The organism is Mycobacterium sp. SMC-4 (assembly GCF_050205565.1).
Classification (GTDB): domain Bacteria; phylum Actinomycetota; class Actinomycetes; order Mycobacteriales; family Mycobacteriaceae; genus Mycobacterium.
This window is the reverse complement of sequence record NZ_JBNMQU010000013.1, coordinates 189,509-203,101: the sequence shown is the minus strand read 5'-3', so window position 1 is coordinate 203,101 and position 13,593 is coordinate 189,509. Positions and strand designations below refer to the sequence as shown.

The 13,593-nt window shown below is 68.0% G+C and carries 10 protein-coding genes; 5 read left to right on the top strand and 5 right to left on the bottom strand.

Features of this window, described 5'->3' with window-relative positions; translation table 11 throughout:
- Nucleotides 1-148: 148 nt before the first annotated feature.
- Nucleotides 149-919 carry an SDR family NAD(P)-dependent oxidoreductase gene (locus ACQI46_RS22020; protein WP_427096169.1) on the top strand — a complete coding sequence of 257 codons (771 nt, stop codon included), beginning with the start codon at nucleotides 149-151 and terminating at the stop codon, nucleotides 917-919.
- Here the strand turns inward: ACQI46_RS22020 and ACQI46_RS22015 are convergent.
- Together ACQI46_RS22015 and ACQI46_RS22010 are read right to left on the bottom strand one after the other, a co-directional pair.
- Nucleotides 885-1,673, bottom strand: coding sequence for an enoyl-CoA hydratase/isomerase family protein (locus ACQI46_RS22015; protein ID WP_427096168.1), 789 nt, complete (start codon nucleotides 1,671-1,673; stop codon nucleotides 885-887). The genes ACQI46_RS22020 and ACQI46_RS22015 overlap by 35 nt on opposite strands.
- 20 nt (nucleotides 1,674-1,693) lie before the next feature.
- Nucleotides 1,694-2,395 (bottom strand): TetR family transcriptional regulator, encoded by a 702-nt coding sequence (locus tag ACQI46_RS22010; protein ID WP_427096167.1) that lies wholly within the window; start codon nucleotides 2,393-2,395, stop codon nucleotides 1,694-1,696.
- A 224-nt stretch (nucleotides 2,396-2,619) separates the two neighbouring features.
- Here ACQI46_RS22010 and ACQI46_RS22005 point away from each other — a divergent pair, with 224 nt between their 5' ends.
- The 4 genes from ACQI46_RS22005 (at nucleotide 2,620) to ACQI46_RS21990 (ending at nucleotide 7,072) form a co-directional block, all read left to right on the top strand.
- Nucleotides 2,620-3,657 carry a flavin reductase family protein gene (locus ACQI46_RS22005; RefSeq protein ID WP_427096166.1) on the top strand — a complete coding sequence of 346 codons (1,038 nt, stop codon included), beginning with the start codon at nucleotides 2,620-2,622 and terminating at the stop codon, nucleotides 3,655-3,657.
- An 88-nt stretch (nucleotides 3,658-3,745) separates the two neighbouring features.
- Entirely contained in the window at nucleotides 3,746-4,849 is a 1,104-nt protein-coding gene (locus ACQI46_RS22000) for a fatty acid desaturase family protein (RefSeq protein WP_427096165.1), read from the top strand.
- 155 nt (nucleotides 4,850-5,004) lie between these two features.
- On the top strand, nucleotides 5,005-5,430 hold the full coding sequence (locus tag ACQI46_RS21995; protein ID WP_427096164.1) for a hypothetical protein: 426 nt from the start codon (nucleotides 5,005-5,007) through the stop codon (nucleotides 5,428-5,430).
- A gap of 118 nt (nucleotides 5,431-5,548) precedes the next feature.
- The gene (locus tag ACQI46_RS21990; RefSeq protein WP_427096163.1) at nucleotides 5,549-7,072 is read left to right on the top strand and encodes an alkaline phosphatase D family protein; all 1,524 of its coding nucleotides are present in this window, start codon (nucleotides 5,549-5,551) and stop codon (nucleotides 7,070-7,072) included.
- Nucleotides 7,073-7,161: 89 nt separating this feature from the next.
- On the opposite strand, the gene ACQI46_RS21985 is transcribed toward ACQI46_RS21990, so the two are convergent.
- The 3 genes from ACQI46_RS21985 to ACQI46_RS21975 all read right to left on the bottom strand — a co-directional run bounded on the left by ACQI46_RS21985 (nucleotide 7,162) and on the right by ACQI46_RS21975 (nucleotide 13,418).
- Nucleotides 7,162-8,046 carry a hypothetical protein gene (locus ACQI46_RS21985; RefSeq protein ID WP_427096162.1) on the bottom strand — a complete coding sequence of 295 codons (885 nt, stop codon included), beginning with the start codon at nucleotides 8,044-8,046 and terminating at the stop codon, nucleotides 7,162-7,164.
- A gap of 111 nt (nucleotides 8,047-8,157) precedes the next feature.
- The gene (gene nei2 / locus ACQI46_RS21980) at nucleotides 8,158-8,910 is read right to left on the bottom strand and encodes an endonuclease VIII Nei2 (RefSeq protein ID WP_427096161.1); all 753 of its coding nucleotides are present in this window, start codon (nucleotides 8,908-8,910) and stop codon (nucleotides 8,158-8,160) included.
- Nucleotides 8,910-13,418, bottom strand: coding sequence for an ATP-dependent helicase (locus ACQI46_RS21975; protein WP_427096160.1), 4,509 nt, complete (start codon nucleotides 13,416-13,418; stop codon nucleotides 8,910-8,912). Before ACQI46_RS21975 ends, nei2 begins: the two co-directional genes overlap by 1 nt.
- Nucleotides 13,419-13,593: the final 175 nt, after the last annotated feature.

The following is a 13,593-nucleotide window of genomic DNA, read 5'->3' as shown; positions in this document are numbered from 1 at the left end:
CTCAGATGCAGCCACTGACGCTGATCCGACGTCCCTCCGGCGCCGCACGTCGATGTGTGTGCGAGCGTGGGACGTCGGATCAGCGTCAGTGGCTGCATCTGAGGGATCGCCGTACCACGGGTAAACAGGATCTGTTTGACTGACGACCGTGGATCGCACTGCATTTGACCGTCTTTTCGACATGACCGACCGGACCGTGATCATCACCGGCGGCACCCGGGGTATCGGCCTGTCCCTGGCGGAGGGCTTCGCTCTCGCAGGCGCCCGGGTGGTGGTGGCCAGTCGCAAGCCAGACGCGTGTGAGCAAGCTGCTCAGCACTTGCGTGAACTCGGCGGAGTGGCGCTCGGTGTGCCGACGCACCTGGGTGAAGTCGACGCCCTCGAGGCGTTGGTACAGAAGACCGTTGACGAGTTCGGCGGCGTCGACGTGGTGGTCAACAATGCGGCGAATGCGCTGGCGCAACCGCTCGGTCAGATGACGCCCGACGCGCTGATGAAGTCGTTCGAGGTCAATCTGCGGGGACCGGTCTTCCTCGTTCAGGCGGCCCTGCCATACCTGAAGGCCAGTCCTAAAGCCGCAGTGATCAACATGGTCTCGGTCGGGGCGTTCAACTTCTCGGCGTTCACGTCGATCTATTCGGCCAACAAGGCGGCCTTGATGTCGTTCACCCGGTCGATGGCTGCGGAGTTCGCCTCGGCGGGAATCCGTGTCAACGCGATCGCCCCCGGACCGGTCGACACCGACATGATGCGCAACAACCCGCAGGAGGCCATCGACGCGATGGCCGGCAGCACGTTGATGAAGCGACTGGCGTCGCCGGACGAGATCGTGGGCACTGCACTGCTGTTGGCGTCGGATGCGGGCAGCTATATCACCGGGACGGTCATGATCGTGGACGGCGGCGGAACGCCTCGCTAGCGTCGCGGATCTCGCCGCTGGTCGATGCCAGGATCTGGCTGCGGTTCTCCACCTGCAGTGCGGCTTCCAGGCTGGGCGCCTCGAGGTTGGCCCACAGCACCTGCTTGGTCGATTCGACTCCGAACCTGCCGTAGCCGCACAGGGTTTCCGCGATGCTGAGCGCCTCGTCGACGACGGATCCGTCGGCGGTCACCCGGGATACCAGTCCCAGTCTGAGTGCTTCCTGCACATCGATGGCGCGGGCCGTCAGGATGAGGTCGAACGCCGGGCCGGCACCGATGATGCGCGGCAGTGTGTAGCTGACGCCGATGTCGCAGCCGCCGAGTCCTAATTTGATGAATTGAGTGCAGAATCGGGCGGATTCGGCCGCGACGCGGATGTCGCATGCCGCGGCGATGCCCAGTCCGCCGCCGTACGCCACGCCGTTGATCGCGGCGATGACCGGCTGCCGTAGTCGCTGTATGCGCGTGGTCAGGTCGGCGATGAGCTCTTGCCACCGCATGGCCGAGCGGGGGAACTCCATTCCCTCGCCCGCTTTGTTGGGATTGGGATCGGTGAGGTCGAGTCCCGAGCAGAATCCGCGGCCAGCGCCGGTCAGCACCACGACTCGGCAGTCGTTGTTGCGGTGGATCTCGTCGAGCGTGGTGTGGAGGGTCTGGACGAGCTCGTAGGACAGTGCGTTGAGCTTCTCGGGCCGGTTCAGCTTCAGCACAGCGATGTCGGTGCGGGGATAGTCCACTTCCAGATCGGCCATGTGTTTCACGCTAGCCGCAGCTAGTCGGTGCTACTGCGCCAACCCGCAATGCCGACGACGATCATTCGCAGCTGCTTGACAGCGACCCGCTTGATCTCATCGAGCGCGGCCGGGTCCTTGGTGTCCTCGGTGGCTTCGGCGATCACGATCATCGCGTTGACGAACAGGGACGCAAGGATGTTGAGATCCTCACCGCTCCAACCGTTGAGGCCAGGGAATCGGGCCAGGTCGATTGCGAGTTCTGATGTGAGCAAACGGATTTCGGTGCGGATCGCATAGCGCAGGACAGAGACACCGCTGTTGCGTTCCCGGCCGATGAAGCGCCAATGCTCACGCCGTTCGTTGACGCCGTCGATCAGGATGTCGACGCTGGACTCGATGACGCGCTCGGGGTCCAGCTTTCCCGCGCGGGCCCCGCGAAGCATGTCGCGCAGGCTACGGAAGGACTCGTCGATGAGGACCAGGCCCAACGCCTCCATACTTTCGAAGTGCCGGTAGAACGCCGCCGGCACGATGCCGGCCGCGCGCGTCACCTCGCGCAGGCTGAGCGCGGAGAAGCTGTGGTCCTCGAGAAGCTGAAGGGCCGCGTCGATGATGGCCTGGCGCGTGGCTTGCTTACGCTCCTCGCGCGTCGGGCTGTCGCGGGTGCTGCGGGAGCGTGGCCGATCGGACCGGCTGGAGCGCGATCGATCGGCCCGCGACGAATGGTGCGCGCTGGCCACCCGGCCGAGCGTACAGACGTTTGCCGGGGGCGTTGATCCGACGGCGCCAGAAGTCGCGGTCATTCGAACCACGCTCCGACACTGGTTGTACTCACCGGGTTGCGGGACGCCGGTCCTGTTATTTCCGAATATCGCACGTCCCATGCCGGCAGAACATTTGTGAAGGCGGACACACCTGCGGCGATCCCCTTGACGCGCTCCGATGGGGCGCGCACGGTGTACATATGTTCACCGAAACGCTCGCGAGGGTGCGGCCATCCTCGCTGTTGGACCTGCTGACAGGCCCGCACGGCGTCGATCGCTACACCGAACTGGTCGATCGCACCTGGTCACGCGGTGACGCCCGCGCCAGAGTGGTGGCGGTGCGGCGCGCGACGCCGCGCAGCGTGACGCTCACGTTGGTGCCGAACCGAGTGTTCACTGGATTCCGCGCGGGCCAGCACGTCAACCTGTCCGTGGAGATCGACGGGCGCCGACGCACCCGGCCGTATTCGCCGGCCAACGCCGAGGGCGACACGCACCTCGAGCTCACCGTTGGTCGACACGACGGGGGCCTGGTCTCGACGTACCTGTTCGAACATGCCCGGCCCGGAATGGTCGTCGGGCTGGACTCCGTGGGCGGCGAATTCACATTGCCGGCCGTGCCGGGCCGCGTCCTGTTCGTCTCCGGCGGGAGCGGCATCACTCCGGTGATGTCGATGCTGCGCACGCTGCACGCGCGGGGACACCGCGACGACGTGGTGTTCGCGCACTATGCACGCTCGGCCCACGATGCGTGCTACCGCGACGAGCTCGCCGCCATCGCCGCCGAGATGTCGAACGTCTCTGTCCTGCACGGCTATACGCGGGACCGCGCCGGATCAGACCTGCCGCCGCGCTTCGAGCCGCTGGGCGACGCCGACGCCGTCTTCGTGTGCGGGCCGCCATCGCTCGTCGACGCGGTGCGCGAGCAGTACCCGCACGCACGCTCGGAGAGCTTCGTCCCGCCCGTCTTCGAAGCCCAGTCCAGCGGTGGGCGAGTCACTTTCGCCGACGCCGGCATCGACGTCGTCGACGACGGGCGTCCGCTGCTCGACCAGGCCGAAAACGCAGGCCTGACCCCGGAGAGTGGATGCCGCATGGGCATCTGCTTCTCCTGCACGCGCCGCAAGAGCAGCGGTGTCGTCCGCAACGTCGTCACCGGCGCGCTGTCCACCCCCGATGCCGAGGACGTGCAGATCTGCGTGTCGGCGCCCGTCGGCGACGTCACGCTCGACCTCTAAAACCCCGCCGAAATTGCATTCCACGCGCGTCAAATCGCCGAAATCGCGCACAGGATGCAATCTCGACGCCCGACCGAACGGAGTCATCATGACCGCTCCCAGCACCACCGAACCGCTGGCCCGCACGCTCACCAAGACCGTCGCGGGCAAGACCGTCACCCTGACCCCCGAGCAGGCCGAGGCGTTCGGCCGCGAACTCGACGCGCTCAAAGAGCGCATCATCGCCGACCTCGGCGAACGTGACGCCACCTACATCCGTCGCATGATCAAGGCCCAGCGGGCACTCGAAGTCGGCGGCCGTGCACTGCTCTTCCTCCCGCCGTTCTGGCTGGCGGGCACCGCGATGCTGGGCTTCTCCAAGATCATCGACAACATGGAGATCGGCCACAACGTCATGCACGGCCAATACGACTGGATGGGTGACCCGGCCATCTCCAGCCGCGGCTTCGAGTGGGACACCGCCTGCCCGGCCGACCAGTGGCGCCACTCGCACAACTACATGCACCACACCTACACCAACATCGTCGGGCTGGACCGCGACATCGGCTACGGCATTCTGCGCATGAGCCCCGACCAGAAATGGTCGCCGTACTTTCTGGGCAACCCGGTGTATGCGTTCCTGCTGATGGTGCTGTTCCAGTACGGGGTGGCGCTGCACGAGCTGGAGACCGAGCGCATCCGCGCCGGCGAGATCTCGGTCCGAGACAAGCGCGAGATCCTGCGCGAGATCTGGGACAAGACCAAGCGGCAGACACTCAAGGACTATGTGGCGTTCCCCTTGCTGGCCGGTCCGTTCGCGCCGTGGGTGTTCGCCGGGAACTTGACCGCGAACCTGATGCGCAACGTGTGGGCGTACATGATCATCTTCTGCGGGCACTTTCCCGAGGATGTCCAGGAGTTCTCGATCGAGGAGACGAAGGCCGAGACGCGCGGGCAGTGGTACTTCCGACAGGTGCTGGGGTCGGCGAACCTCAGCGGCGGGAAACTGTTCCACATCCTGTCCGGGAACCTGTCATTCCAGATCGAGCACCATCTGTTCCCGGACATCCCGGCCTTCCGGCACGCCGAGATCGCGCCGAAGGTCCGCGAGATCTGCGAGCGCTACGGCGTGCCCTACAACAGCGGACCGCTGCCGCGGCAGTTCGCGACCGTGGTGCGCAAGGTCGTCCGCCTCGCGTTGCCGTGGACGTAGCTCCCCAACCCCGCCGAACTTGCATTCCACGCGCGTCAACTCGCAGTTTGACGCGCGTGGAATGCAAGTTCGGCGGGGGCGGGACGTAGGTCTTGTGGCGCGGCCCCCGACGTGGTGGGGTGTCCCAGGGTCGGGTCCATGTTTGGGAGGAATTCATGCGTGCTGCGCTAGCGGCGATGACGGTGATGGCTGCGGGTGCCATGGGTGGCGCGGGGCTGGCGTGGGCGCAGCCTGCGACCCCGAGCGCCGGCGAGCTGACCTCGGAGCTGCGCCAGGTGCTCGACACCGGCGCCCCGACCGCCGAGCGGGCCGCCAAGCTCGCGGGCGGCGATGCGGCCGTGCCGACGGCGGACAACATCGCCAACCGGCTGAACTCTTATGGCGGCATGGTCAACTGGCAGGTCCAGAATCCGGTGCTCAACGGCGATCAGTTGGACGCCCAGATCGCAGTGACCATCCCGATCTTCGGCACCAAGACCCACAACATCTACTGGGTGAACCAGGACGGTGCGTGGAAGCTGTCGAACCCGTCGGCGTGCGTGATCGCACGGGACGTCGCCGGCGTCGACTGCACGGTCTAGCCAGGACGCCTCACATACCGCGGTGACGCCGGCCCGCGGGAAAGCGATTTCGATCATCGGTGGGACGCCGGTCGTCTTCCCGTCATCGACAGGCAAGGTCAGCATCTGACACTGCGGTGTGCCGGTTTCACGCCGCTCGATGCTCAAGGGAGCCCTCGGCCTCTCGGTCCTTCCTGTCGTCGGGTTCACCGGCGTCGACATCCTCCGCAGCCCGGTGCCGCCGGACCTGTTCACCCTGGGCGTCGCGTCGGGGGAGCCGAGCCCCGACGGGGTGGTGCTCTGGACTCGGCTGGCACCCGATCCGCTGGCCGGCGACGGGCTCGGCGGGATGCCGCCGCGGCCTGTCGACGTCGAGTGGGAGATCGCCCACGACCAGGCGTTCACCCGGATCGCCCAGCGCGGGGTCGTCACCGCGGTTCCCGAGTCGGCGCACAGCGTGCACGTCGAATCGACCGGCCTGAACCCCGGCGCCGAGTACTTCTACCGCTTCCGCGTCAACGGCGACATCTCACCGCCGGGCCGCACCCGCACCGCACCGGCGCCGGGCTCCATGGGGCCGACGACCATGTGCTTCGCTTCGTGCGCCAACTTCGAGCAGGGCTGGTTCACCGCGTATCACCATCTGGCGCAGGAGAATCCGGATCTGGTGCTGCATCTGGGCGACTATCTGTACGAGTACGGACCCCGCGACATGAGCGTGCGCGCGCATGCCGGCCCCGAAATCGTCACGCTGGCCGACTACCGGCAACGCCACGCCCAGTACAAGACCGATCCGGACCTGCAGGCCGCCCACGCGGCGGCGCCGTGGCTGGTGACCTTCGACGATCACGAGGTGGACAACAACTGGGCCGGCGAGATCCCCGAGAACGTCGAGGCGGACTTCCGCGCGCGCCGGGTCACCGCGCTGCAGGCCTACTGGGAGAACATGCCGCTGCGGGCCTCGGCGCGCCCGCGCGGTGTCGACATGCAGCTCTACCGGCGCGTCAGCTGGGGTGGACTCGCGACGTTCCACATGCTCGACACCCGCCAGTACCGCACCGATCAGGCGTGCGGCGATGAGTATCGTAGCGACTGTCCGGAGCGCTTCCACCCGTTCCGGTCCTTGACCGGTCCGGCGCAGGAACAGTGGCTGCTCAACGGTTTTCAGGTCTCGCAGGCTCGCTGGGACCTGCTCGGCCAGCAGGTGCTGTTCAGCCAGATGGACCTGACCCCCGGGCCGGGGCGCGGCTTCAACCCCGACGCGTGGGACGGTTATGTCCCCAATCGCGACCGCATCGCGGCCGGCATGCGCAACGTACGCAACGCGGTGGTGTTGACCGGCGACGTACACGCGCACTGGGCCGCCGAAGTGTACGAGCGCGCCGGCGATCCGCAGTCGCCCAAAGTGGCAACAGAATTGGTGACGTCGTCGATCTCGTCGGGTGGTGACGGCTCCGATACTCGCGCGGACGCCGAGGCGATCCTGCCGGAGAACCCGCACATCCGGTATTTCAGCAATCGCCGCGGTTACGTGCGTACCCGCATCACCGGCGACGAGGTCCGTGCGGACTTCCGGACCGTGCCGTTCGTGACGACGCCGGGTGCGCCGGTCCAGACCGGCGCGTCGTTCGTCATCCCCGACGGCGACCCGACCCTCCTTTAGCCCGCCGAACTTGCATTCCACGCGCGTCAAACCGTGAGTTGACGCGCGTGGAATGCAAGTTCGGCGAAGGGGGCGCGGGGCGGAAGGGGTCAAGCCCAACGGCGGTAGGCATAGCGCGGGACCTGGACGGTGCCGTGCCAGCCGCGGGCGTGCATCGCCTCGCTCAGCTGTTGAATGACGACGACGGGGTTGTCTTCCTTGACGACGCTGGCGACGTGCCAGCGTAGAGCGCGCAGTTGCGGCATGACCCAGCGGTCCTTGAGGTACTGCTCGCGGTCGGACTGATGGTGTTCACCGTCGTATTCGAAGCCGACGTGGTAGTCGGGCCAGCCGAAGTCGAGGGTGCGCAGGTAGGTGCCAAACTCGTCGAGAACCGTGATCTGCGTGAGCGGTACGGGAAAGCCGGCGTCGATGACGAGCTTGCGCCACCACGATTCCGGGATGGATTCCGCGCCGCCGTCGACGAAAGGCAGCAGCGCCTTCAGCAGTGCGACACCTCGAGCGCCCTTGTAGCGCTTGGTGAGCAGCAGCACGTCCTCGATTGAGTAGGGGGCTGCACGCATCAGCGCGTCAAGACGGCCTAACGCGTCGTAGCGGCGGAACCGGCCGAGGTCGAACGCAGTCCGCGCCGGCGTGGCGACGGGCATCCCGGCGATCTCCCGCCACTCGTCGTCGGCGACGCGATCGGACCGAGCGACGATGCCGCGCGGGGGCCGTGGGCATTTGAAGATCAACTCGACGTCGATGTCGTCGTTGACCCACAGCGATCCGTGCAGCGCCGCCGCGGCCAGCCCGGTGACGATGCCTGCTCGGCGCGACCACAACCACGCGCCCTCGGCGCGGTCACGCACCGTCGGTGCGATGCCCGCGGCTATGTGGACGTCGGGGAAGAGCGGCCGATAGCGGCGACGGAGATGGTGCTCGGTGACGAGACCGGAGGCGACCGCCTCGGTGCCGACGATGATGTTTCCCATGGCCCGAATCATCAGCACCGGCACCGACGAGATTGCGTACAGCGTGGGAGTTATCCACAGTTGACGCGCGTGGAATGCAATTTCGGCGGGAAGTTGGGGACAGAGTCGAAGCTACCGCTGGCAGGCCGGGCACCAGAACGTGTTGCGGTCGCCGGTGCGGTCCCCGACGACGGTGGTGCCGCAGCGCCGGCACGGTTGACCGTCACGGCCATACACCCAGAGGTCCTGCCCGCCGCGTGTGTTGCCGGTGGTCGTGCGGTTGAGGCGTAACCTGTTGAGCCACAACATCTGTTGTGCACGGTTCACCAACCGTAACGGATCACCCACCTCGCCGACTGCCGTCGACGGCCGCAACCCGAACACGAAGCACAACTCGTTGGCGTAGACGTTGCCGACCCCGGCCATCACGCGCTGATCCAGCAGCGTCTCGGCCAGCGGTCGCGCCGGATCGCCCATCAGGTTCGCCGCAGCGACGTCGGGGTTCCAGTCCGGGCCCAGCAGGTCCGGCCCGAGATGGTCGACGACGGACATGTCAGAAGCCCGCTCCAGCACCTCGAGCACGCCCAGATCCACACCCGAGGCGCGGGAATCCGCTGTCTCCAACACGATTCGCACCTTGTATGACGGCACGCGCACCCGCCCGATCACCCACGCACCTTCCATCTTCAGGTGCGAGTGGATGCTGGCCGCACCGACCCGGATGAACAGATGCTTGCCGCGGCTGAGTACCTCGTCGACGACCTGCCCGCTCAGATCCACTGCGGCGTAGCGCGGAACCCGGATGTCGCAGCGGGTCAGCGTCTTGCCTTCCAGCGCTTCGCGTAGCTTGGCCGCCGCGCGGAACACGGTGTCGCCTTCAGGCATCAGCGCAGCCGCAGTCCGCGGGGTGTGCGGGAGAATCCGGCATGCACCAGCGCCTCGGTGACCAGCGAGTCGCGCTGCTCGAGTACCGGTACGCCGTCCACGCGCTCCACGAGCAGTCCCGGGACACGTTGCCGGGAGACGAGTTCCGCCAAGGCCGACGCCGCTGCATTGTGGGTTTCGGCGTCGGAAGCGAAGCTCAGCAGCGACTTGCCGCCGCGCTCGACGAACCACGCCAACTCGCCGTCGACGAGGACCACCAGCGCCCCGGCTTTGCGTCCGGGCCGGTGCGCACTGTCGTCGTCACGCGAGGGCCAGGGCAGGGCAGCGCCGTACGGGTTGGCCGGGTCGGTGGCCGCCAGGGCGACCGCGGCGTGGGCCCGCGTCTCGTCGTCGATGCTGTCGGCGTAGCTGCGCAGCCGGTCGACGGTGCTGGCGGTCGCGAACTGTGCACCGCCCAGAGATTCGACGAAGTAGCCGCGTTGGCAGCGGCCGGCTTCCTCCATGGTGGTGAGCACCTTGTACATCGCCGCGAATCCGCCGGGGATGTTCTCGGTGGCCACCGCACCTTTGGTCAGCACACCGTGCCGGGCCAGCAGCTGATCGGCCTGATAGTGCGCGCGCACCGTGGTGTCCACCTCGGCGGGCGGTAGCAGTGACCAACGCCCGGCCACCGTGGGATCGGTGTCCCGGTGCGCGCCCAGCCCGGCGGAGCTGATGCTGTAGCGACTCAACCGCGGCGCGCGCCGGTGCCGATGCGACGGTGCAGCCGCACGCCGGGGACCCGACGCGCGAGTTCCGGCCAGCAGCGCCCGCACGGGCGCGAACGTGTCGCCACCGACGTAGCCTGCCCAGATCAGTTCCCACAGAGCGGATTTCAACGTCTCAGCGCTGACGCCGTCGACCGACAGCTGCCGGAAGAAGTACGCCCCGCCACCACTCAGTGCGTCGAGCAGGGCGCGGTGCACATCGGTCAGGTCCAGCTCGCCGACCTCCGACAGCGACAGTGGTGCGGTGTCGGCCGGATGGAACGCCACCCAGCCGTCGGCCGACGACAACGTCCCGGCCCCGGACCACAGCACCTCACCGGAGGCCAGCAGCTCGTCGAGCATGCCCGGCTGATAGTCACGCACGCGTTGGCCGAAGACCAGCGGCTCGACCGCCGACGCCGGCATCGGCACCCCGGCCAGCTGGTCGATCACCGAGGCCAACCCGTCGACGCCGGACACCGCATCGTTGCCCAGCTGTTGCCACGCCGGCAGGAAGCGGCCCAGCGCGGCGGTGCTGACCGGCTCGATCTGCGCCCGCAGTGCCGCCAGGGATCGTCGCCGCAGGATGCGCAGGACCTCGGCGTCACACCATTGGTCGCCGGAATCGACTGGTGCATCGGTGAATTCACCGCGCATGAGCTTGCCATCGGCGGCCAGCCGGCCCAGCACGTCGGCGGCCACCCGCACCCCGAGCCCGAAGCGGGAGGCCGCATCGACGGTGGTGAACGGCCCTCGCGTGCGCGCGTAGCGGGCCAGCAGTTCGCCCAGCGGATCGACGACCGGCTCGAGGAAGGCCATCGGCACGCCGACCGGCACCGCGACCCCCACGCCGTCGCGCAGCCGCCCGATGTCTTCGATCGCCGCCCACCACGACGTCCCCGCATAGGACACCGGCAGCGCCCGCTTGGCCGCCAGGAGGCCTTCCAGCCAGCCGCCGACGTCGTCGACCGAGCACCGCTGCACGATCTCGTCTTCGGTCAACGGGCCCAGCAGCCGCAGCAGGTCGGCCACTCCTTCGGCGTCCCGCGCGGCGCGTTCGGGCGTGAGGTGTTGCAGTTGCCGGGTGGTCGTGGCCATCACGTCGGGGTCGAGCAGTTCACGAAGCTCGACGCGGCCCAGCAGCTCGGCCAGCAGGGTCGGGTCCAAAGCCAGTGCGGCTGCGCGTCGTTCGGCCAGCGGGCTGTCACCCTCGTACATGAACGCGCCGACGTAACCGAACAGCAGCGACGCCGCGAACGGCGACGGCGTCGACGTCTCGACCTCGAGGATCCGGACCCGGCGTTGCGCCACGCGCGCCATCAGTTCGGTCAGCATCGGCACGTCGTAGACGTCCTGCAGACACTCGCGGACGGCCTCCAGGACGATCGGGAAGTCCGGATAGCCTTTGGCCACGTCGAGCAACTGCGCGGCCCGCTGCCGCTGATGCCACAGCGGGGAACGCTTGCCCGGGTTGCGGCGCGGCAGAAGCAGTGCGCGCGCGGCGCATTCCCGAAAGCGTGACGCGAACAGCGCCGAGCTGCTGACCTCGGTGGTGACCAGCGGCTCGATCTCGTCGGGCTCGAACACGAAGATGTCCGCGCCGGGCGCGGCGTCGTCGGTGTCGGGGAGCCGCACGATGATGCCGTCGTCGGAGGCGGTCGGCTTCTCGTCGATGCCGTAGCGCTCGTAAAGCCGCTTACCGACGGCCAATGCCAGCGGCCCGTGCACCCGCAGCCCGTACGGGGAGTGCAGGATGACGCGCCAGTCGCCGAGTTCGTCGCGGAAGCGTTCCACCACCAGCGTGGTGTCCGACGGCACCGCCGAGGTGGCGTCGCGCTGCTCGGAGATCAACTGCCACAGATTCTCGACAGCGAACTCGTCGAAACCGACCTGCGCACAACGCTCCTCGAATGCCTGGCGGTCCAGCCGCGCCAGCTCGCCGGTGAACGCTCCGATCGCGGCACCGAGCTCCGCGGGCCGACCCACACCGTCGCCGCGCCAGAACGGCAGCCGCGCCGGCTCTCCCGGCGCGGGCAGCACCAGCACCCGGTCGTGGGTGATCTCGGTGATCCGCCAACTGGTCGCGCCGAGGGATATCACATCGCCCGGCCGGGACTCGTAGACCATTTCCTCGTCGAGTTCACCGACACGCGAGGGGGTTTCGGTGGCTAGGAACACGGTGAACATGCCGCGGTCGGGGATCGCACCGCCGGAGGTGACAGCCAGGCGTTGCGCGCCGGGCCGCGCGGTCAGTGTGCCGGTGTCGCGGTCGTAGACCACGCGCGGCCGCAGCTCGGCGAAGTCCGTGGACGGGTACTTTCCCGACAGCAGATCCAAGGTCGCTTCGAACGCGCTGCGCGGCAGCGTCGCGAACGGGGCGCTGCGCCGCACGGTGTCGAACCACGCATCGGCGTTGACCGGTTCCAGCGCGCACGCGGCCACGGTGTGCTGGGCCAGCACGTCCAGCGGGTTGGCCGGCACATTCATGGCCTCAATCTGCCCACCGAGCATCCGCTGCACGCTGACCGCGCAGCCGATCAGATCCGTACGGTGCTTGGGCAGCAGCACGCCCTGGCTGATCTCGCCGACCTGGTGTCCGGCACGCCCGACGCGCTGCAAACCGCTGGCCACCGACGGCGGTGTCTCGACCTGGATGACCAGGTCGACCGCGCCCATGTCGATGCCGAGCTCCAAGCTGGAGGTCGCCACCACGGCCTTGAGCCGGCCGCTCTTCAACGCGTCCTCGACCTCGGCGCGGGCCTCCTTGCTGACCGAGCCGTGGTGGGCGCGCGCCAACACCGGCTCGGCCCCGAACGTCTGGCCGCTGCCCATCAGATGCGCCGGCGCCCCGCCGGCCACCGTCGGGTTGTGCGAGCCGAGCTCGACGCCGGCGCGTTCGGCGTGGATCTCGTTGAGCCGGGCGGTCAGTCGTTCGGCCAGGCGCCGCGAGTTGGCAAACACGATCGAGCTGCTGTGCGCCTCGATCAGGTCGACGATGCGTTCTTCGACGTCTGGCCAGATCGAGTTGTTCTTCAGGTTCGCCATGTCGGGCACCGGCACCTGGACGGTCAGGTCGAAGGTCTTGGCCGCGGGCGGGGCGACGATGGTGGTGGGCGCCGTCCCGGACAGGAACCGCGCCACCTCTTCCTGGGGGCGGACCGTCGCCGAGAGCCCGATCCGTTGCGCGGGCCGCTCCAACAGAGCGTCCAGCCGTTCCAGGGACAGCGCCAGGTGCGCGCCGCGTTTGGTGGCGGCCACGGCATGCACCTCGTCGACGATGACGGTCTGCACGCCGGTCAGGGTTTCGCGCGCCGCCGAGGTCAGCATCAAGAACAGCGACTCCGGCGTGGTGATCAGGATGTCGGGCGGCTTGCTGATCAGTTCGCGCCGCTTGGCCGGTGTGGTGTCCCCGGAGCGGACGCCGACGCTGATGGCCGGCGGCGCGACGCCGTTGCGTTCGGCGATGCGGGAGATCCCGGTCAGCGGCGTGCGCAGGTTGCGTTCGACGTCGACGGCCAGCGCCTTGAGCGGCGAAATGTAGAGCACCCGGGTGGTGGGCTCGGGAGCCGGCTCGCGGGCCAGGCCGTCGATGGCCCACAGGAACGCGGCCAGCGTCTTGCCTGATCCGGTCGGGGCGATGACCAGCGTGTTGTCGCCGTCGGCGATCGCAGCCCACGCCTGTGACTGCGCGGCGGTGGGCTCGACGAACGTGCCCGCGAACCACTCGCGCGTCAGCGCACCGAACCGCGACAGCGAAGACATGAGTCCATGGTGCCCTGACCTACCGACAAACCGCATATATCTGCAGGTGAGGGCATACGATGTCTTCGTGGTGGCCGCAGACCGGCAGCTCCACATACCTGCTGCAACGATCGGACGGCCGCGGATAGGCGACGGGATCGTCCGACGTCCCGCCACGCTCGTGCCTCTGCTGGAG

Excerpts from the sequence above, each read along its gene's own strand:
- ACQI46_RS22005 (WP_427096166.1), top strand. The coding sequence starts at position 2,620 with ATGTTCACCGAAACGCTCGCGAGGGTGCGGCCATCCTCGCTGTTGGAC.
- ACQI46_RS22000 (WP_427096165.1), top strand. The coding sequence starts at position 3,746 with ATGACCGCTCCCAGCACCACCGAACCGCTGGCCCGCACGCTCACCAAG.
- ACQI46_RS21995 (WP_427096164.1), top strand. The coding sequence starts at position 5,005 with ATGCGTGCTGCGCTAGCGGCGATGACGGTGATGGCTGCGGGTGCCATG.
- ACQI46_RS22015 (WP_427096168.1), bottom strand. The coding sequence starts at position 1,673 with ATGGCCGATCTGGAAGTGGACTATCCCCGCACCGACATCGCTGTGCTG.
- nei2 (WP_427096161.1), bottom strand. The coding sequence starts at position 8,910 with ATGCCTGAAGGCGACACCGTGTTCCGCGCGGCGGCCAAGCTACGCGAA.
- ACQI46_RS21985 (WP_427096162.1), bottom strand. The coding sequence starts at position 8,046 with ATGGGAAACATCATCGTCGGCACCGAGGCGGTCGCCTCCGGTCTCGTC.
- ACQI46_RS21975 (WP_427096160.1), bottom strand. The coding sequence starts at position 13,418 with ATGTCTTCGCTGTCGCGGTTCGGTGCGCTGACGCGCGAGTGGTTCGCG.